The sequence below is a fragment of the Nonomuraea composti genome (genome assembly GCF_012034275.1).
Classification (GTDB): domain Bacteria; phylum Actinomycetota; class Actinomycetes; order Streptosporangiales; family Streptosporangiaceae; genus Nonomuraea; species Nonomuraea composti.
In genome coordinates, this window is record NZ_JAATEP010000030.1 from 75,423 (window position 1) to 94,710 (window position 19,288).

Consider the following 19,288-nt stretch of genomic DNA (forward strand, 5'->3'; position numbering starts at 1 on the left):
ACTCTTGCCATAACGTTCACCGGGCTCATACCGTGAGGCAATCCACAGTGCGGATTATCAGAACCGCTGAGCGGATTCAGTGGGAGTCATCATGAACACCATCCACGAAGCCGGATCCTTGGTGGCCGGGCAGTGGCTCACCGACGGCCCGCAGGCCGAACGCATCGGCCCGTACGTACGCGAGCCCGTCAGCCGGGCCCGCGCCGCGCGGCCCGAGGACGTCACCGCCGCCCTGGCCTACGCCCGGCGCTCCGCCCGGCGGATCACCCGGCTGGCGCCCGCCACCCGGGCCGCGATCCTGGAGCGGGCCGCCGCCCTGGTCACCGAGCGGGGCGAGCGCCTGGCCCGGCTGCTGGCGCTGGAGCTGGGCAAGCCGCTCAAGGACGGGCGCGGCGAGGTGCTGCGCGTCGCCGACACCCTGGCCGTCGCCGCCGCCGAGGCCCGGGCGATCGGCGGCGAGGTGCTGCCGGTGGCGGGCTGGGGCCGGGGGGTCGGCAACACGGCGCTCACGCAGCGCGCCCCGGCCGGGCCGGTGCTGGCGATCACGCCGTTCAACGCGCCGGCGAACCTGCTCGCCCACAAGCTGGCCGCCTCCTTCGCGGCCGGGAACACCACGATCGTCAAGCCGCCGCCGCAGGCGCCCGCGGTCTCCACCGCGCTGGTGGAGCTGCTGCTGGAGGCCGGGATGCCGGTCGAGGCGGTGCAGGTGCTGCACGGCGGCGCCGACGTGGGCGCGCGGCTGTGCGCGGCGCCGGAGATCGCCGTGGTCAGCTTCACCGGCGGGGTGACGGCCGGGCACGCGGTCGCGCACGCGGCCGGGCCGAAGCGGGTCATGCTGGAGCTCGGCGGGAACGCCGCGACCATCGTGTGCGAGGACGCCGACGTCGCCGAGGCGGCGCTGGCGTGCGCCCGCACCGGCTACAGCAACTCCGGCCAGAGCTGCATCTCCGTGCAGCGCGTCTACGTGCAGCGGGCCCGGTTCGAGGAGTTCGCCGACGCGCTGACCACGCAGGTGAAGGCGCTGGCCGTGGGCGACCCCCTGGACCCGGGCACGGACGTCGGCTCCATGGTGGACGACGACGCGGCCGAGCGGGTGGTGCGCTGGACGGCCGAGGCCGCCGGGCAGGGCGCCCGCGTGACCGCCGGCGGCACCCGCGACGGCGCGGTGATGGCGCCGACCGTGGTGGTCGCCCCGCCCGCCGAGGCGAGGGTGGTGCGCGAGGAGGTGTTCGGCGCGCTGGTGGCCGTGCTCCCCTACGACGGGTTCGACGAGGTGCTGGAGGAGTGCAACCGCAGCTCGTACGGGCTGCAGGCCGGGCTGTTCACCCACGACGTGCGCCGCGTCGTCACCGCCTGGCGGGAGCTGGAGGTCGGCGGCCTGGTCGTGAACGGCTCGTCGAACTTCCGCCTCGACCACGTGCCGTTCGGTGGCGTGAAGGACTCGGGCATCGGCCGCGAGTCGCCGCGCTGGATGATCGAGGACTTCACCGTGACCAAGACCCTGATGCTCAAGGGCCTGTCCATCTGGGGGGACGAGTGACCGACACAGCAGCCCACGCGCTGGTCCGGCAGTTGGAGGCGCTCGGCGTCGAGTACGTCTTCGGCACCTGCGGCCACACCAACATCGCGGTCCTGGACGCGCTGGCCGACAGCCCGATCCGATTCGTCATCGCCCGCCACGAGCAGGCCGCCGCGCACGCCGCCGACGGCTACGCCCGCGCCTCGGGCCGGCCCGGGGTGCTGCTCGTGCACGTGGGGCCCGGCCTGACCAACGCCGCGACGGGCGTGATGACGGCCGCGCTGGACTCGGTACCGCTGGTGGTGATCTCCGGCGACATCCCGTCGTACTATCACGGCCGGCATCCGCACCAGGAGATCAACCTGCACGCCGACGCCGACCAGGCGAGCGTGTTCCGGCCGTTCGTCAAGCGGGCCTGGAACGTGCACCGGGCGCAGGACCTGGGCCGGTCCGTCGAGCGGGCGTTCTGGACGGCCACGTCGGGGCGGCCGGGCGCGGTGCTGGTCAACGTGCCGATGGACGTCTTCTCGCGGCCCGCCGCGCGGTTCCCGCCGGTCAGCCACGCGGCCCCGCCGGCGTTGCCGCAGGAGACGGCCGAGCTGATCGCCGCGCGCCTGGCCGGCGCCGAGCGCCCGCTGATCTACGTGGGCGGCGGCCTGCGCGAGGACGCCGGGCCGCTGGTGCGGCTGGCCGAGCACCTCGACATCCCCATCGCGCACTCGCTCATGGCCAAGGGCACGGTGCCGGACGCGCATCCGCTGGTCATCGGCATGCCGGGCTTCTGGGGGCTGGAGCTGACCAACAGCTACGCGCGTGAGGCGGACGTGGTGCTGGCGCTGGCCACCCGGTTCGCCGAGACCGACGCCAGCTCCTGGGACCCCCGCTTCACCTGGGACTTCTCCGGCAGCACGCTGATCCAGATCGACATCGACCCGGCCGAGATCGGCCGCAACTACCCGGCGGAGCTCGGCGCCGTGGCCGACGTGCGGCTCGCGGCGGAGGCGATCGCGGAAGCCGCGCTAGCGCATCCGGCGCGCGAGCGGGCGGAGCTGCGCAAGCAGATCATGCGGGCGCGCACGGAGCTGTTCGCGGCCAGCAGGGAGCGGGGCGCGAGCGCGGACTTCCCGCTGCGGCCCGAGCGCATCCTGCGCGACCTGCGGGACGCGCTGCCGCCGGAGACGATCCTGGTGACGGACGTGGGCTGGAACAAGAACGGCGTCGCCCAGTGCTACGAGCTGCCCGCCGAAGGCCGTTTCATCACGCCGGGCGGGGCCTCCACCATGGGGTTCGGGCCGGCCGCCGCCGTCGGCGTGCAGCTCGCACAGCCGCGCAGGACGGTGGTGGCGCTGATCGGCGACGGCGGCATGAGCGCGCAGCTGCCGGCCGTGCCGCTGGCGGTCGAGCAGGGCGCGCCGGTGATCTTCGTGGTGATGAACAACCGCGCCCACGGCACGATCTCGGACCTGCAGTCGGCGCACTTCGGCCGCAGCCATGGCTGCGACTTCACCGACCCGTCGGGGCGGCCGTACAGCCCGGACTTCGCCGCGCTGGCCAGGGCGTGCGGCGCCGACGGCCACACCGTCGCCGCGCCCGGCGATCTCGGGGCGGCGCTGCGCGCGGCGGCGGCGAGCCGGCGCCCGGCCGTGATCGACGTGCCGATGGTGAACGAGCCGGTGCCGACGCCGGGTCACTGGAACATCAAGGACATCTACCAGGGGCTGTTCACCGACTGATCGGGCCCGCAAACCGTTGCACGTTCGAGATTCCCTCCGCTTGCCTCGTCGCTTATAACGAACGTACTAGTCCGTGAATTAACTCTCACCCACCCCCCTAGAGGTGAACCGTGCGTTTCACGAGATCCACCATCGCGGCCGCCGCCCTGCTGGCGCTCGCCGCCTGCGCCCCGCCCGGTCAGCAGGCCGGGTCCGGCGCCACCGCCACCGGCCCCATCAAGGTCGCGAACGTCAACGCGCAGAGCGGCCAGCTCAGCTCGCTCGGCCAGTGGGAGCACAAGGGCGTCAAGCTCGCCATCGACGAGGCCAACAAGGCCGGCGGCGTGCACGGCCGGCAGATCCAGCTCGACCTCTTCGACAGCCAGGGCGACCCCACGGTGGGCACCAACGTGGCCAGGAAGATCGCCGCCGAGGGGTACGTCGCGATGCTCGGCACCGCAGAGAGCGCGGTCACCCTCGCCATGGCCCCCATACTCAAGGACGCCAAGATCCCGAACATCACCTCCGGCCAGTCGCCCAAGCTGGCCGAGCTGAAGAGCCCGTTCCTCTTCCTCAACGCGCCGACCAGCGTCACCTTCGACGAGACGCTCGCCAAGTACCTCGTCGACGACAAGGGCATGAAGAAGATCGCGCTGATCAGCAACAACGGCGCCTACGGGGCCGGCGAGCACGACGCGTTCCTCAACTCCCTCAAGACCAGGAACGTCACCCCCGCCGCCGACGAGGTCGTCACCCCCGACCAGAAGGACTTCAACGCCAACCTCGCCAAGATCCGCGAGCAGGACCCCGAGGTGCTGTTCATCGGCGCCGAGGAGGTCCAGTCGGGGCTGATCGCCAAGCAGGCCCGCGAGCTGGGCATCAAGGCCGTCTTCGCCGGCGGCGCCCCCGTCGGCACCGACGTGTACGCCACCACCGCCGGCCTGAAGAACGCCGAGGGCACGATCGTCAGCTCCCCCTACCTGAGCAACGAGGCCACCCCGGAGATCAAGGAGTTCGCCGCCAGGTACAAGGCCGCCTACAACGAGGAGGCCCGCATGCACGTCGCCAAGGCCTACGACGGGGCCTCGATCCTCGTCGAGGCGCTCAAGCAGACCAAGGGCGAGGGCGGCCAGAAGCTGGCCGACGCCATCCGCGGCGTCAAGCGCGCCGGGCTGCTCGGCACCTACACCTACGACGCCAACGGCGTCGGCATCCACGAGACCAAGATCGGCCTGGTCAAGGACGGCAAGGTCGTGCCCGAGGCCGCGAGCTGACGTGCAGGTCCTCCTTCAGACCCTGATCGGCGGGGTCACGTTCGGGGCGGTGTACGCGCTGGTGGCGATGGGCTTCTCGATCGTCTACCGCACCATGGGCCTGGTCAACTTCGCCCACGGCAGCGTCGTCATGATCGGCGCGTACGCCGCCTCCACCTTCTACCTGGCCACGCGGCTGCCGTTCGCGGTCGCGATCGTGGTCGCCATCGCGGTGACAGCCCTGATCGGCCTGGTCATCGAGCGTTTCCTGCGCCCGCTGGAGAACAAGGACTTCACGCTCATGCTGATCGGCACCATCGGCTTCGGCGCGGTGCTGGAGGCGGGCGCGGTCCTCGTCTGGGGCGCGACCGGGCACGCCGTGCCGTCGCCGGTCGCGACGGGGCCGATCGACGTGGCCGGGATCCGCATCCCCACCTACAGCCTGCTGGTGATCGCCGTGGCCGCCGCCGCGACCGGGCTGCTGGCGTTGTTCCTGCAGCGCACGAAGCGGGGCGCGGCCATGCAGGCGGTCGCCATGGACCACCAGGCGGCCACCGCCGTCGGCATCCACGTCGGCCGCAGCAACGCCATGGCCTTCGCCATCGGGGCCGGCCTGGCCGCGCTGGCGGGCAGCCTCATCGGCCCCATGCTGTACGTGAACCCCACCATGGGCGCCACCCTGGGCATCAAGGGCTTCGCCGCGGCCATGCTCGGCGGCTTCGGCAGCATGCCCGGCGCGATCGTCGGCGGCCTGGCCTTCGGCCTGCTCGACGCGTTCGCCGCGGGCAACTTCCAGGAGTACTCCGAGCTGGTCACGTTCCTGGTGTTCGCCGTCATCGTCATGATCCGCCCCACCGGGATCTTCGGAGAGGCCACGGTGAATCGCGCGTGAGACGCATCCTGTTCATCATCCTCGCCGCGCTCGCGGCCTGGCTGCTGCCGTACGGCCTGGGCGGGTACGCCATCCACGTCGCCGACGTCGCGATCATCTTCGCGATCCTGGCCGTCGGGCTCGGCCTGACCATGGGGGTGGCCGGGCAGATCAACCTGGCCCAGGTCGCCTTCTTCGGCGTCGGCGCGTACACCGTCGCCATCCTGACCACGCGGGCGGGCCTCGGCTTCTGGACGGCGGCGCTGCTCGCCCTGGTCACGGCCGTCGTGGCCGGCCTGCTGGTCGGCATCCCCGCGCTGCGCATGCAGTCGCACTACCTGGGCATCGTCACGCTCGGCCTGGCGCTGGCGTTCACCAACTGGGTCACCAACGCGCACGTCGCCGGGCGCGCCGAGGGCATCAGCGACCTGCCGGTGCCGCCGATGTTCGGCGTCGACCTGTCCAGCGGCTACCTGTTCTACTACGTCGAGCTGGTCGTCTTCGCGGTCGCGCTGGCGTTCGCGCTGCTCGTCGTCCGCTCGCCGCTGGGCCGCCGCCTGCGCGCGATGCGGGACGACGACCTGGCCGCCGGGGCGCTGGGCGCGGAGATCCCGCTGCTGCGGATGACCGCGTTCGTGCTGTCCGGCCTGTACGGCGGCCTGGCCGGCATCCTGTACGCCGGGCTGATCCGCTTCGTCGCCCCCGAGTCCTTCACCATCGCGAACATGTTCCTGCTGCTCGCCATGGTGATCATCGGCGGGCGGAGCAGCATCCTCGGCTGCGTCGTCGGCGCGGTCGCGCTGTCGCTGGTCAGGGAGGCGCTGCTGGACGCCTCCGGCTACGCCCAGCTCGGCTACGGCCTCGTGGTGGTGCTGGTGGTGGTGTTCGCGCCCAAGGGCCTGGCGGGCCTGCCGGACCAGCTCCGGTCACTGCTGCGCCGGCGCGGCGGCGGCTCGCGGGCCCAGCTCGGGCCGTTCCAGCCGTACGAGGCGGCGGCCCGCGCCGGCGGGGCGGACGTGCTGGAGATCCGCGGCGTCACCATGCGCTTCAAGGGCCTGGTCGCGCTCGACGGGGTGTCGCTGACCGTGCCGGAAGGGCAGATCCGCGGCATCGTCGGGCCGAACGGGTCGGGCAAGACGACGCTGTTCAACGTGATCAGCGGCTTCTACACGCCCGGCCAGGGGGCGGTGCTGCTGCGCGGGCGCGAGGTGACCGGGATGGCGCCGTACCGGCTCGCCCAGCGCCGGGTCGCGCGCACCTTCCAGAACCTGCGCCTGTTCGAGGACCTCAGCGTGCGCGAGAACCTGCTGCTCGGCCTGGACCGCACCCGCACCTGGTGGATCTGGCGCTACCCGAGCCTGCCGTGGAAGGTGCTGGGCTACGAGCGGGTGCTGCGCCGGCGGGCCGGCGAGCTGATCGAGCGGTTCGGGCTGGCGGAGGTGGCCGACGCCGAGCCGCGCTCGCTGCCGTACGGTATCCAGCGCCGCATCGAGCTGGCCCGCGCCATGGCCATGGCACCGGACCTGCTGCTGCTGGACGAGCCCGCCGCCGGGCTCAACGGCGAGGAGGTGCGGCAGCTCGCCGAGATCGTCCGGTCCATCAGGGACGCGGGCGTCACCGTGATCATCATCGAGCACAACATGGGGCTGGTCATGTCGCTGTGCGACCAGGTCACCGTCCTGTCCAGCGGCAGGGTGATCGCCGACGGCCCGCCCGCGGAGGTGGCCGTGCACCCGGACGTCGTCGCCGCCTACCTCGGCGACTCGATGGCCGCGCCGACCGAGGAGAGCGCGGAAGCCGCCGTCGAGGAGGCCACCAGATGAGCACACTCACCGTGGACGGGCTGTCGGTGCACTACGGCGGCGTCCGCGCCGCCCACGACGTGTCGTTCACCGTCGAGCCGGGCCAGTCGCTCGGCATCATCGGCGCGAACGGCGCCGGCAAGTCCTCCACCCTCAAGGCCATCATGGGCCTCGCGCCCCGCCGGGCCAGGGTCATCCGGTTCGGCGCGCACGACCTGCTGCGCGCCCCCGCCCACACGCTGGTGCGGCACGGCATCGGCTACGTCCCCGAGGGCCGGCACGTCTTCCCCGGGCTCACGGTCGAGAAGAACCTGCTGCTCGGCGCGTACACCAGCAGCTGGAAGCGCACCCCGATCGACGAGGTGTACGAGCTGTTCCCGGTGCTGGGCGAGATGCGCGGCCGGCTGGCCGGCGCGCTGTCGGGCGGGCAGCAGCAGATGCTGGCCGTCGGCCGGGCCATGATGTGCCGGCCGAAGGTGATGCTGCTCGACGAGCCGTCGATGGGGCTGTCGCCGAAGCTCGTCGGCGACATCGCCGGCGTGCTGAAGCAGCTCAACGCCGGTGGCCTGGCGATCCTGCTCGTCGAGCAGAACGCCAAGCTCACCTTCGACGTCACCACCACCTGCCTCGTCATGGAGAACGGCGAGATCGCCGCGAGCGGCACCTCGGCCGAGCTGAGCGACGACCCGCAGGTCCGGCGCATCTACCTCGGCCTCTGATCCTTCTACGGGCTGATCACCGCGACGTCGGGGGTGCGCAGCGGGAAACGTTCGAGCACAAGGGGGTCATGGCCGGCGACCACGAGCCCGGGGCCGCCGGCCAGCTCCTTGATGCGGTCGAAGGCGCCGTACATGCCGGGCATGCTGTGCAGGATCGGGAACGGGCGGTCGGTCTCGATGTTCTCGTAGAAGTGGCTGGCGTCGGAGGCCAGCACGACGGGGCCGCGGGCGGTGGCGACCCGCACCACCTGCATGCCCGCCGTGTGCCCGCCGACCAGGTGCACGCTCAGGCCGGGCGCCACCTCGGCGTCGCCGTGCACCACGTCCACCCGGCCGTCCTTCCCGGCGGAGGTCAGGTGGGCGAGGTCGGCGTCGTCGAGCAGCCAGCGCTCGCGGGTGATCCGCTCGGCCCACGGGCCGCTCCAGTAGTCCAGCTCGGCCCGCTGCACCACGTAGCGGGCCCGGGGGAAGTCGCGGGCGGTGCCGGTGTGGTCGTAGTGCAAATGGGTCAGCACGACGTGATCCACCGAGGCGGCGTCGATGCCGAGCTCGGCCAGGGCCTCGACGGGTGAGCAGCGGTAGTCGAGGCCCTGGACGCGAGCCGCCCGCTCCGGCGCGATGCCGGTGTCGACGACGACCGTGTGCTCGGCGGAGACGGCCGCCCAGACGTAGTAGGAGGTCGGGTGGGGGCTGTCGCCGCCGGGCTCGTGGCCGTGGAAGTGCTCGCCGCGCCGCGCGTCGCGCTGCGCGTAACGCACGGCGTGGACGGTGTACCGCGCGCTCACACTTTCACCTGTCCGGCCGGAAGCTTGAGCCCGAGCTGCGCGGTCGGCACCTTGTACGTCTCCCGCGCCGTCGCGACGGCGGCCACGTTGACCAGGCACACCACGGCCGTGATGACCGAGACGCCGAGCCAGCTCTCCGGCCCGGTGCCGGCCACGGCCGTGGCGACCGTGGGCGCGAAGCCGGCGATGGCGAAGCCGATCTGGGTGCCGATCGCCATGCCCGACAGGCGGACCCGGGTGGTGAACATCTCGCCGTAGAAGGAGGGCCACACGGCGCTGGTGGCGCTGTGCACGACGCCGAACATCAGGATGCCGGCCAGGAAGATCAGCAGATAGTCGCCGGCGGAGATCGACCACAGGTAGGCGAACATCAGCACCGCGCAGCCGAGCGAGCCGCCGACGAAGACCGGCTTGCGGCCGACCCGGTCCGACAGCCTGCCCCACAGCGGGATCGTGATCACCGCGGCGACGTTGGCCAGCACGCCGACCCAGAGCATCGGGCCGCGCTCCAGGCCCATCGTGTTGACCGCGTACGACAGGGCGTGCACGGTGAAGATCGTGCTGACCGAGGCGATGACCGCGGCGACGACGACGCGCAGCACGTCCCGCCACTGCTCGCGGAAGAGCACGGCCAGCGGCATCCTCGCCACCGTGTTGGTGGCGACCTCCTGCTCGAAGGCGGGCGTCTCCTCCAGCGTACGGCGGATGACGACGCCGACCACGGCCACGATCACGCTCAGCCAGAACGGCACCCGCCAGCCCCAGCTCAGCAGCTGCTCCTCGGGCAGGGCGGCGATGGGCAGGAAGATCGCGGTGGCGATGATCTGGCCGGCCTGGGTGCCGTTGAGGGTGAAGCTGGTGTAGTACGCGCGGCGGTGCTCGGGGGCGTGCTCCAGCGTCATGGAGTTGGCGCCCGCCTGCTCGCCGGAGACGGAGAAGCCCTGCAGCAGGCGGAGCAGCACGAGCATGATCGGCGCGGCCAGCCCGACCTGGTCGTAGGTGGGCAGGCAGCCGACCAGGAACGTGGAGCCGCCCATCATGAGCAGCGTGGTGACCAGCACCCGCTTGCGCCCGAACTTGTCACCGATGTGCCCGAGGACGAACGCGCCCACCGGCCTGGCCAGGTAGCCGACGCCGAAGGTGGCCAGGGCGAGCAGCGTGCCCGTGGCGGGCGAGGAGGACGGGAAGAAGATCTTGTTGAAGACCAGCGCCGCGGCGGTGCCATAGATGAAGAAGTCGTAGTACTCCAAGGCACTGCCGATCCAGGCTGCAATGGCCGCTTTGCGGGGTTTGCCCTGCACCGTCACAATATGCTCCTCAGGGTGACGTCGGGGGGTAGTGCGGTTACAGGAAACTAACTCACTGGTTCGTACATTACAAGGGTGTTGCCGCGGGATTACGCGCCCGCGTGCTGCACGGCCAGCCGGATGGGGGCGTTGCCGGCGCCGTACCCCTGGTAGCCGCCGACCCGCTGGACGAGCTCGAAGAAGACCCGGCCGACGGTCACCGTGTACAGGTGCAGGAACTCGCCGCCGTCCCCGTCGCGGTCGTAGAGCACGCCGAGCCGGCGCAGCTCCGGATCCACCTCGTAGCGGGCCTCCAGGTCGTCGTAGTAGTTGCCCGGGATGGGCAGCAGCAGGCCCGGCTGCTCCGCCCGCAGCCTGCGCGCCACAGCCACGACGTCGTCGCAGGCCAGCGCGATGTGCTGCCACGGCAGGTGGCCGGCGCCGACCTGGGCGATGTTCACCACCATGCGGACCGCGCCGTCCGGGGCCGACATGGCCTTGCTGCGCAGCAGGCCGTACGGGTCCGGCAGCTCCAGGCTCTCCTGCGGGCGCAGGCCGAGCACGCTGCGGTAGAAGAGCGCCGCCTCGTCGAAGTAGTGCAGCGGCTGGGTGAGCGCCACGTGGTCGATGCCCGTGATGGGACCCGTGATGGGGCCCGCAACGGGCGTGCCAGGGGTGAGGTCGGCGAGCCGGGCGGGTGCGGCCGGGGCGAAGTCGGCCAGCCAGGCGGTGTCGCAGAAGAAGATCTCGGTGCCGTCCGGGGCGGCGACCGCGTCCAGCGGGACGTCCTCGGGGGCGCGCTCGCGGGGCAGCACGGGCGACAGCAACGATCCGGCGTGCTTGACCGCGCCACCCGGATCCGGGCTGTCCAGGCCGATCGCCACCAGGGCCGGCTCCCCCGCGTCCGCGCCGGCGTTCAGCAGGAGGCGGGCCTCGCCCTGCGACCACAGCTCGACCGGCTTGCTCGCGTGCACCCCCGTCCGCACGAAGCCGAGCGCGCTCAGCAACCCGCCCAGGGTGCCGCCGCCGGGATCCGGGTCGGCCAGCTCCGCGAAGGCGAACCCGGCGGGCACGGCCGGATGCGTCACCCCGTCCAGATTCTGCTCCAGCGCGATGAGCGAGCGCATGCCGTCCAGCGCGGTCCGCTCGGCGGACGCCTGCCGGAACACGTCGTTGAACACCTCCAGCGACAGCGGCCCCGCATACCCGGCACGCAGCACGCTGGCGGTCAGCCCCGCCAGGTCGAAGTTGCCCTGCCCCGGGAAGCAGCGGTAGTGGCGGCTCCACTGCAGCACGTCCATGGCCAGCAGCGGCGCGTCGGCGAGCTGCAGGAAGAAGATCTTCTCGCCCGGGATGGCCTCGATGCCGATCGGGTCGGAGCCGCGCGACAGGATGTGGAAGCTGTCCAGGCACGTGCCGAGATTCGGGTGGTCGGCCATGCGGACGATCCGCCAGGCGTGCAGGTACGCGTTGACGTGCCGGCCCCAGGCCAGCGCCTCATACGCGATGCGCACGCCGTGCTCGGCGGCCCGCTCGGCCAGCAGCCGCAGCTGCTCGGCGGCCAGCTCGTCGTCGCCGATCGCGGCGGGCGAGACGTTCGAGCAGACCAGCAGCAGGTCCGCCCCCAGCCGCTCCATCACCTGGAACTTGCGCTCGGCCCGGCGCAGGTTCCCCGCCAGCACCTCAGGCGGCACCGCCTCGAAGTCGCGGAAGGGCTGGTAGAGGTCGATGCCGAGCCCCAGGTCGGCGGCCCTCGCCCGGACCTCCTCGGGGGAGAGGGGGCAGGCCAGCAGGTCGTTCTCGAAGATCTCCACCCCGTCGAAGCCGGCGGCGGCGATCGCCTCCAGCTTCTCCGTGAGAGTGCCGCTCACCGACACGGTGGCGATGGACTTACGCACACTTCCTCCTTTGGCTGGGCCGTCAGACGGCGATGAGGTCGGTCAGGTGGGCGAACATCCGCTCGGCGTCCGGCTCCCGGCCGGTGAACAGCCGGAACGCGTGCACGGCCTGGAAGACGACCATGCCGCCGCCGTCGAGCGTCCGGCAGCCGGCCGCGCGCGCGTGCTTGAGCAGCTCGGTCTCCAGCGGCCGGTAGACGATGTCGGCCACCCACAGGCCGGGATGCAGCAGCTCGGCGGGCAGCGGCAGCCCCGGATGGTGTGCCATGCCGGTGGGGGTGGCGTGCACCAGCCCGTCGGCGTGCCCCAGCAGCTCCGGCAGCTCGGCCGCGCCCGCCGGGCGGGCCCGCCCCGCGCCGAAGCGGCCGGCCAGCTCGCCGGCGAGCGCGTCGGCCCGCGCCGGGTCCGCGTCGACCAGGGTGATCCGGTCGGCGCCCATGGTCAGCAACGCGTGCGCGACCGCCGCTCCCGCGCCACCGGCCCCGAGCTGCACGACCCTGCGGGTGGGCGCGTCGGGCAGACCCCGCGCGAACGACTCCGCGAAGCCCGTCCAGTCCGTGTTGTGACCGATGGCGCGGTCGCCGTCGAACACGACCGTGTTGACGGCGCCGAGCATGCGGGCGTCCGGCGACAGCTCATCCAGGTGCGGGATGACGGCCTGCTTGCAGGGGTGGGTGATGTTGAGCCCGTCGTAGCCGAACCGGCGGGCCGTGCGGACCAGCTCGCCCACGTCCCCGCCCAGCCGGTCGGTGTCCAGGAGCCGGTAGACGTAGTGCAGCCCGTGGTGCACGGCCTCCTGCTCGTGCAGCGGCGGGCTCCAGGAGGGGCCGATGCCCGCGCCGATCAACCCGACCAGGAATGAGTCCATTCACGTGTTCCTCTCCAGCAGGTGGTGCGGTTTCCCTAATGTACGTACTAGTGAGTTAGCTGGCTAGACACGGCCCTTGACTTCCCCGGACACGCATCGGAGGCTTACGGACTATCCAGTACGTACCTTGCGAACGGAGCACCGTTGGCCCTGGAGGGTGCGCCCGAGGCGCCGGCGCCCGTGGCGAGCGCTCGCCAGTCGGCCGTGGGCCGCCCCCCGCGGTTAGGTCCCGCGCTCCTGCGCAACCGGTTCGTCGCGGCACCACGGCGTCGTCCCGCGTGCGGACCCGCGTGCGGCGTGCGAGGAGCGGCGGCCCCGGCTCGGCGTGCACGTGATCGGGGACGCGGGCGGTCGCGGCGGCTCGCTCCACGGGTGTCTCGTGCGGGTGCGACCAGCACTGGTGATTTCCCCGATGCCGGTGCGGGGACCGGCGGCGGACACTGTCGTGGTCCCGCCGTCCGCGCGCGTGGACCTCCGAGGAGGAACGTCACCATGTCCCACCCCTTACGTCCCCGGTTCGGTGCCGTGTGGAGGATGCCGGCGCTGGCCGTACTCGCACCGGCCGCACTCTCACTGCCCGCCGCCCCCGCACAAGCCGCCCCCGCACACACCACCACCGCGCAGGTCGTGGCGGCGCCCGTCGTCTCCGAGATCCCGCCCGGGGCGGGCCATGGCCGGCCCGTCGGGGCGGCGGTGGTGGACCTGGGCGCGCGTGGCTATCAGGAGCGGGAGTTCCTGATGAGCGGGCGCGCCGACACGTTCCAGAAGGTCGGCGTCTGGACCAGCGGCGGCCAGTGGGGCGCCCGCGCCACCGGCACCGTCCAGGACTACACGACCCGGCTGCTGGTCGAGCGGCCCGCCGACCCGGCGAGGTTCAACGGCACGGTGGTCGTGGAGTGGCTGAACGTCAGCTTCGGCGTGGACATCGGCGTCGAGTGGTCGCAGTCGTACGAGCACTTCGCCCGCGCCGGGTACGCCTACGTCGGCGTCACCACCCAGAAGGTCGGCGCCGACAAGCTCAGGAGCCTCGATCCGGCCCGCTACGGCCAGGTGTCGCTGGCGTCGGACGCGCTGTCGTACTCGATCTTCGCGCAGGCGGCGGAGGCGGTGCGGGCGGACGCGGCGGCGCTGCTCGGCACGGACGGCCCCGTGAAGGTGCTGGCCGCGGGGCACTCCCAGTCGGCGGGGCGGCTGGCCACGTTCGCCAACGCGATCCAGCCGATCGTGCCCGCCTACGACGGCATCCTGATCCACGGGCGGGGCGCCGGGGCCGCGCCCATCGGTGAAGGGGTGATCGCGCTGCCGCTCACGGCGCGGATCCGCACCGACAGCGCCGTGCCGGTCTTCCAGATCGAGTCCGAGACCGACGTCAGGACGTTCGCGGACGCCCGCCAGGCCGACGGCCCCCGCGTCCGGACGTGGGAGGTGGCCGGGACGTCGCACGCGGACGCGTACGGGCTGGCGCAGTACAACGCCCAGAACGCCCGCGATCGCGCCATCAACGACGGCCGGCCGATCTCCTGCGACCGGCCCGTCAACGCCATGACCTGGCGGTACGCCTCCAACGCCGCCTACCATCACCTCGACCGCTGGGTCCGCGGCCTCGGCGCGCCGCCCTCTGGGCCGCCGATCAGCCTGCTGCTCGGCAACATCCGCCGTGACGTGGACGGGAACGCGCTGGGCGGGGTCCGGCTGCCGGACCTGGACGCGCCGCTGGCCGCCTACGCGCCGACCAACTCCGGCGGCGAGGTCACGGGGGCGTGCCTGCTGCTGGGCGCGACCACCCCGTTGAGCAGCGCCCGGATCCGGCAGCTCTATCCCACCCAGCAGGATTACGTCACCGCGTTCACCCGGGCGGCCGACCGGGCGCTGGCGGCGGGCCACCTCCTGCCCGCCGACCACGCGGAGGCCGTCGCCCGCGCCCGCACCACCCCGCTCCCCTGACCCGCTCCCCTGACCCGCGCCCCGAACCCGATCTCCCGGCCCCCTCACCAGGGGCTCGCACCACGCCACCCGGTCGCCGCCCCTCTCCGTGTTCCAGGAGGGACGGCGGCCTTCCGAGAAGGACTGCGGCATTCCGGGAGGGGCGGCGTTCCGGAAAAGCCGCGTTCCGAGAAGGAACGGCAGAGCGGCCCCGAGCGAGCCGGACCCGCAGGAAGGTCAAGCCGGCCGGACCGCTCCTCCCGCCCGCCGCCCGATCTTCGCGAGCCCGTCCAGGAACCCGGCGCGCGTGCTCTCGGCGAACCCGATGAAGAGCCGGTTCGCCAGCGGCACCCCCCACCGCAGCCGCTGCGCCACGTTGAACACGCGGTGCACGACCAGCGCCCCCTGGGGGTGCGGTTCGACGCTCCACTCGCCCCGGTACCACCAGCCGCCCTGGAAGGCGATGGTGTGCCCGGTCACTTCGACGGTGGAGGTGTGCCCCGGGACGTCCTCGACGGTGAAGCGGCCGGAGCGGCGGCCGTCGGGCAGCAGTTCGGCGGCCAGGGCGTCCCAGACGCGGGCGGCGGGCGCCTCGACGATCCCGGCTGCCTGCGCGAGCAGCTTCTTCCTCGTGGTCATGACGCCACCCGCGTGTTCTGGAAGGAGGCGAAGCGCCAGCCTTCGGGCGTGCGGACGGCGGTGAAGGAGACGGTGGAGGGCCGATGGAGGCCGTCCACGGCGGTGCCGCCGGCCGCGATCACGAGGACGGCGCCGTCGGCCAGGGGTTTGACGGTGACGTTGCCGACGCCGGCCATGGTGGAGCCCTTGAGCGGGCCGTCGAAGAGCCGGCGGTGGGTGGACTCGATGGCCGCGCGGCCCCGGGTGTGGGTGCCGTCGAAGGTGATGTAGTCGGCGTCCTCGGTGAAGAGGGCGGCGTAGGCGGTGGCGTCGCCGGCGTTCCAGGCGTCGGCGAGGCCGGACAGCAACGCGGCGATCTCGGGGTGGGGGATATCGGACATGACGCAACTCCTCGTGGTCGCGGCGCCTATCCTGAGGGTGCGACTCCAGGCAGGGCAGGCGCCTTGTTCTCGGATGTCCGGCCGCCGGGGTGTTGGCGCACCCCGGCGGCCGCCTTACGGCCCCGGCTCGCCGGGCTCGCCGGGTTTCTCCGGGGAGCCGAGCACGTCCTCCAGGAACTCGCGTTTGAGGGTGCTCGGCCAGTCGAGCTCGCCCGACTCCAGCCGGGCGATGAGCTTGCGCAGCCAGGCCAGCTCGGTCTCGCTGAGCGCCCGCTCGTAGTCGATCTCGATCGTCAGCACGTCGGGCAGGCCACTGTCCTTGAGCGCCTTGAGGTGGGCGTTCATGGAGGCCAGCGACCCTTCGATGGACGCCGCCCGCGTCCGCAGCGCCCGCAGCGCCTCGGGCACGGGCAGGACGCCCATCAGGGAGACGGCGGCGGTGAACGTGCGGCGCTCGGCCCCCGGGTTCTCCAGCAGCGCGCGGAGCCGGGTGGCGAGCTCGCGGCGGCCTTCGTCGGTGATCTCGTAGACCGTGCGCTCGGGGCGGCGGCCTTCCCTGCTGGTCTCGACGGGCACGATCAGCTCGTCGCCGGCCAGCCGCTCGACCGCGTGGTAGAGGCTTCTGGGCAGCCCCGTCACGTAGTCCTTGTGGGTGTCGACGATGAAGCGGTGCAGCTCGTACGGGTGGCCGGCGCGTACCGACAGCATGGCCAGCACGGTCAGGCCGACCAGATCAGGACGCCGCGCCATTGGTTCTCCCTTCTATATTGCAATTCGCACTATAGCGCAGAGCGGCCCCGCGCACGCAGCCGTACCCATGACGATCGTCACGGGTGGAGTCACGACGGCGGGCACTTATCCCCGAGCCGCCACGAACCTAGCGTTTCACCCATGAAGAACACCGTGAGCTTCACCGCCGTCAGCAAGAGCTACGGCCGGGTGCGCGCCCTCGACGACGTCACCTTCCACGTGGCGCCCGGCGAGACCGTGGCGCTGCTCGGGCCCAACGGAGCCGGCAAGTCCACCGCCGTGGACCTGATGCTCGGCCTGGCCAGGCCCGACGCGGGCGAGATCACCGTACTCGGGACCGCGCCGCACCGCGCGGTCGCGCAGGGCCGGGTGGGGGCGATGCTGCAGTCGGGCGGCTTGCCCGCCGACAGCACGGTGGCCGAGGTGGTGCGGCTGGCGGTCCGCCTGTACGGCGGGCGGCGCTCGGTGGCCGACGTGCTGGAGCTGGCCGACCTGACCGGCCTGGCCGGGCGGCGCTGCGACGCGCTGTCGGGCGGGCAGGCGCAGCGGGTGCGGTTCGCGGTGGCCATGGCGGGGCGGCCCGAGCTGCTCTTCCTCGACGAGCCGACGGTGGCGATGGACGTCGAGTCGCGGCGCGCCTTCTGGGCGGCCGTGCGCGCGGGCGGCACGGCCACCGTGTTCGCCACCCACTACCTGGACGAGGCCGACGCCTACGCCGACCGCGTCATCGTCCTCGGCGGCGGCGCCGTCGTGGCGACCGGCAGCCCCTCCACGATCAAGGCGATGGCCGGCGGCAGGACGGTGCGGTTCGTGCTCGACTCGCCCGACACCGCGCGGCTGCTGGCCCTGCCCGGCGTGACGAAGGTGTCGGTGCACGGCGGCGCCGTGACGCTCATGACCGACGACGCCGACCGCGCGGTGGCCGCGCTGTACTCCTCGATCGGCGGGGTCCGGGACCTGGAGGTCTCGGGCGCGGGCCTGGAAGAGGCCCTGCTCCAGCTCACCTCGGCCCAGCGCTGACCCTTCGTCACCGTCCACCCTTACGTTCGCCTGAAGGAGTGCGTAATGTTCAGCTTCGTGCGGTTTGAGATCTTCCGGTCCCTCCGGAACGTCCGATACCTGCTCCTGCTCGTGATCATGCCCGTCGGGCTCTACCTCATCTACGGCAGGACCTCGAACTCCGTGCCCGCCATGGTCGCCATGGCCGTCTACGCGGCGGCCGGCGGCGGGCTCATCGGCTCCGGCGGCGGCGTCGCGGAAGACCGGCTGCGCGGCTGGCTGCGGCAGCTCAGGGTCACGCCGCTGGCCGACGCGCACTGGCTCGCCGGGAAGATCGTCCAGGGGATGCTCATGATCCTGCCGGGCGTGGCGGGCGTCTGCCTCGCCGCCGTCACCACCGGCGGCGTCCGCCTCGGCGCCGGGCAGTGGGCGGGGCTGGCCGCGCTGCTCCTGCTCGGCTCGCTGCCCTTCGCGCTCCTCGGCCTCACCCTCGCCCTCACCCTCAAGGGCAAGACGGCCCAGATCGGCCTGGTGGTGATCTTCTTCGCGCTGGCGGCACTGGGCGGGATCATCGGCTCCGGCACCCTGCCCGGCGTGCTCGCCACGATCCAGCCGTACCTGCCCACCTACAGCCTGGCGCAGGCCGGCTACGCGATCGCCGGCGGGCACGGGCCGCAGGCGAGCGGCCTGGCGGTACTGGCCGGATGGGCGCTCGCCGCCGCCGCGTCCGCGCTGGTCCTGTGGCGGCGCGAGGCCGGTGCCCGGTGAGCGTGCCCCCGTGCCCCCGCTGAAGTGGCGGGCGCTCGGTGCGGCGTTCGACGTGCGGTCGCTGCTCATGCTCGCCGCCACGGCCTGGGCGCTGATCTATCACTTCACCTCCCAGCCCCCGCTCTGGAGCCGCGTGCTCGCCGTCCCCTGGGCGCTCGCCGTCGTCGCCCTGGCCGGGCTCGCCAAGGTACGGCCCGGCCGGGCCCGCTACCTCTGGCTCGTCGCCGCCTGCCTCGGGCTGGAGGCGTGGGCGGGCTGGCACTGGATCGTCGTGTCCACCTGGGCCACCCGCCAGGCGGGCTGGGAGCTGCGGACCAGGGACATGGGCGCGATCAGCGGCGCGGCCGTCGCCCTGGCGCTCCTGCACGGCGCCGACCCGGGCGCGGCCGTCGTGCTCGGCGGGTTCGTGCTGCTGCCCGGCGTCTTCGCCCGCCAGAGCAGGCGCACCGCCGACCTCATCGGCGAGCTTCAGGAGACCAGGCGCGAGCTGGCCAGGCTGGCCGTCGTCGAGGAGCGCAACCGCATCGCCCGAGACCTGCACGACCTGGTCGGCCACAGCCTCTCGGTGGTGGCCGTGAAGACCGAGCTGGCCAGGAGGCTCGTCCCGCGCGACCCGGAACGCGCCGGCGCCGAGCTGGCCGACATCGACACCGTCGTCCGCCGCGCCCTGGCCGAGGTGCGCCAGGCCGTCACGAACTACCGCCAGCCCGCCCTGGCCGCCGAAGTGGCGGGCGCGGTCTCGGCGGCGCGGTCGGCGGGGATCGCGTGCGCGGTGTCCCTGCCCGACGACTGGGACCTGCCCGTGCCCGTCGAGGGGCTGCTCGCCTGGACCGTACGGGAAGGCGTCACGAACGTGCTGCGGCACAGCCGGGCGCGGTCCTGCTCGATCACGGTGGAGCTGGCGCCGCGCCGGGCCGCCGTCGAGATCTGCGACGACGGCGTGGGCGCGGGTGATGACGAAAGGCCCGAGGCGGCCGTCTCGGGCAACGGGCTCACCGGCCTGTCGGAGCGCGCGTCCGCCCTCCGGGGCGAGATCAGCGTGGGCCGGCGGCCGGAAGGCGGCTTCCGGCTCAGCGTCGCCGTCCCTCTCGACCCGAGCTGACCTCAGGGAGACAC

17 protein-coding genes are annotated in these 19,288 nt (G+C 72.7%); 10 read left to right on the forward strand and 7 right to left on the reverse strand.

Features of this window, described 5'->3' with window-relative positions:
- The first annotated feature begins 91 nt into the window (after nt 1-91).
- The 6 genes from HCN51_RS34920 (at nt 92) to HCN51_RS34945 (ending at nt 7,876) form a co-directional block, all read left to right on the forward strand.
- Nucleotides 92-1,540 (forward strand): aldehyde dehydrogenase family protein, encoded by a 1,449-nt coding sequence (locus tag HCN51_RS34920; RefSeq protein WP_168015537.1) that lies wholly within the window; start codon nt 92-94, stop codon nt 1,538-1,540.
- Nucleotides 1,537-3,252: a thiamine pyrophosphate-binding protein gene (locus HCN51_RS34925; protein ID WP_168015539.1), complete on the forward strand. Its 1,716-nt coding sequence runs from the start codon at nt 1,537-1,539 to the stop codon at nt 3,250-3,252. The genes HCN51_RS34920 and HCN51_RS34925 overlap by 4 nt, the downstream gene beginning before the upstream one ends.
- Nucleotides 3,253-3,362: 110 nt before the next feature.
- Nucleotides 3,363-4,505 carry an ABC transporter substrate-binding protein gene (locus HCN51_RS34930; protein ID WP_168015541.1) on the forward strand — a complete coding sequence of 381 codons (1,143 nt, stop codon included), beginning with the start codon at nt 3,363-3,365 and terminating at the stop codon, nt 4,503-4,505.
- A 1-nt stretch (nt 4,506) separates the two neighbouring features.
- The gene (locus tag HCN51_RS34935; RefSeq protein ID WP_168015543.1) at nt 4,507-5,376 is read left to right on the forward strand and encodes an ABC transporter permease subunit; all 870 of its coding nucleotides are present in this window, start codon (nt 4,507-4,509) and stop codon (nt 5,374-5,376) included.
- Complete coding sequence (locus HCN51_RS34940; protein ID WP_168015545.1) at nt 5,373-7,178, forward strand: ABC transporter permease subunit; 1,806 nt, start codon at nt 5,373-5,375, stop codon at nt 7,176-7,178. Before HCN51_RS34935 ends, HCN51_RS34940 begins: the two co-directional genes overlap by 4 nt.
- Complete coding sequence (locus tag HCN51_RS34945) at nt 7,175-7,876, forward strand: ABC transporter ATP-binding protein (protein ID WP_168015547.1); 702 nt, start codon at nt 7,175-7,177, stop codon at nt 7,874-7,876. The genes HCN51_RS34940 and HCN51_RS34945 overlap by 4 nt, the downstream gene beginning before the upstream one ends.
- Nucleotides 7,877-7,881: 5 nt before the next feature.
- Here HCN51_RS34945 and HCN51_RS34950 read toward each other — a convergent pair whose 3' ends face one another.
- From HCN51_RS34950 to HCN51_RS34965, 4 genes are all read right to left on the reverse strand, one after another.
- Entirely contained in the window at nt 7,882-8,661 is a 780-nt protein-coding gene (locus HCN51_RS34950; protein WP_168015549.1) for an MBL fold metallo-hydrolase, read from the reverse strand.
- The gene (locus tag HCN51_RS34955; RefSeq protein ID WP_168015551.1) at nt 8,658-9,968 is read right to left on the reverse strand and encodes an MFS transporter; all 1,311 of its coding nucleotides are present in this window, start codon (nt 9,966-9,968) and stop codon (nt 8,658-8,660) included. Before HCN51_RS34955 ends, HCN51_RS34950 begins: the two co-directional genes overlap by 4 nt.
- 89 nt (nt 9,969-10,057) lie before the next feature.
- Entirely contained in the window at nt 10,058-11,845 is a 1,788-nt protein-coding gene (locus HCN51_RS34960) for a TIM barrel protein (RefSeq protein ID WP_168015553.1), read from the reverse strand.
- 22 nt (nt 11,846-11,867) lie between these two features.
- Nucleotides 11,868-12,713: a shikimate dehydrogenase gene (locus HCN51_RS34965; RefSeq protein ID WP_168015555.1), complete on the reverse strand. Its 846-nt coding sequence runs from the start codon at nt 12,711-12,713 to the stop codon at nt 11,868-11,870.
- A gap of 492 nt (nt 12,714-13,205) precedes the next feature.
- On the opposite strand from HCN51_RS34965, the gene HCN51_RS34970 reads away from it, so the two are divergent.
- A complete protein-coding gene (locus tag HCN51_RS34970) occupies nt 13,206-14,657 on the forward strand; it encodes an alpha/beta hydrolase domain-containing protein (RefSeq protein ID WP_240973558.1) in 1,452 nt (483 codons plus the stop codon).
- A 216-nt stretch (nt 14,658-14,873) separates the two neighbouring features.
- Here the strand turns inward: HCN51_RS34970 and HCN51_RS34975 are convergent, their stop codons facing one another.
- The 3 genes from HCN51_RS34975 to HCN51_RS34985 all read right to left on the reverse strand — a co-directional run bounded on the left by HCN51_RS34975 (nt 14,874) and on the right by HCN51_RS34985 (nt 16,405).
- The gene (locus HCN51_RS34975; protein WP_206068233.1) at nt 14,874-15,275 is read right to left on the reverse strand and encodes a hypothetical protein; all 402 of its coding nucleotides are present in this window, start codon (nt 15,273-15,275) and stop codon (nt 14,874-14,876) included.
- Nucleotides 15,272-15,655, reverse strand: coding sequence for an SgcJ/EcaC family oxidoreductase (locus HCN51_RS34980; RefSeq protein ID WP_168015563.1), 384 nt, complete (start codon nt 15,653-15,655; stop codon nt 15,272-15,274). Before HCN51_RS34980 ends, HCN51_RS34975 begins: the two co-directional genes overlap by 4 nt.
- A 114-nt stretch (nt 15,656-15,769) precedes the next feature.
- Nucleotides 15,770-16,405, reverse strand: coding sequence for a PadR family transcriptional regulator (locus HCN51_RS34985; RefSeq protein WP_080037406.1), 636 nt, complete (start codon nt 16,403-16,405; stop codon nt 15,770-15,772).
- Nucleotides 16,406-16,546: 141 nt separating this feature from the next.
- Here HCN51_RS34985 and HCN51_RS34990 point away from each other — a divergent pair, with 141 nt between their 5' ends.
- Genes HCN51_RS34990 through HCN51_RS35000 form a run of 3 tightly spaced genes read left to right on the forward strand, consistent with a single transcriptional unit; the run spans nt 16,547 to nt 19,274 of the window.
- Nucleotides 16,547-17,425, forward strand: a complete 879-nt coding sequence (locus HCN51_RS34990; RefSeq protein ID WP_168015565.1) for an ABC transporter ATP-binding protein — start codon at nt 16,547-16,549, stop codon at nt 17,423-17,425.
- A 45-nt stretch (nt 17,426-17,470) separates the two neighbouring features.
- Nucleotides 17,471-18,172, forward strand: coding sequence for an ABC transporter permease (locus tag HCN51_RS34995; protein ID WP_168015567.1), 702 nt, complete (start codon nt 17,471-17,473; stop codon nt 18,170-18,172).
- Between the two features lie 10 nt (nt 18,173-18,182).
- A complete protein-coding gene (locus HCN51_RS35000) occupies nt 18,183-19,274 on the forward strand; it encodes a histidine kinase (protein WP_168015569.1) in 1,092 nt (363 codons plus the stop codon).
- Nucleotides 19,275-19,288: the final 14 nt, after the last annotated feature.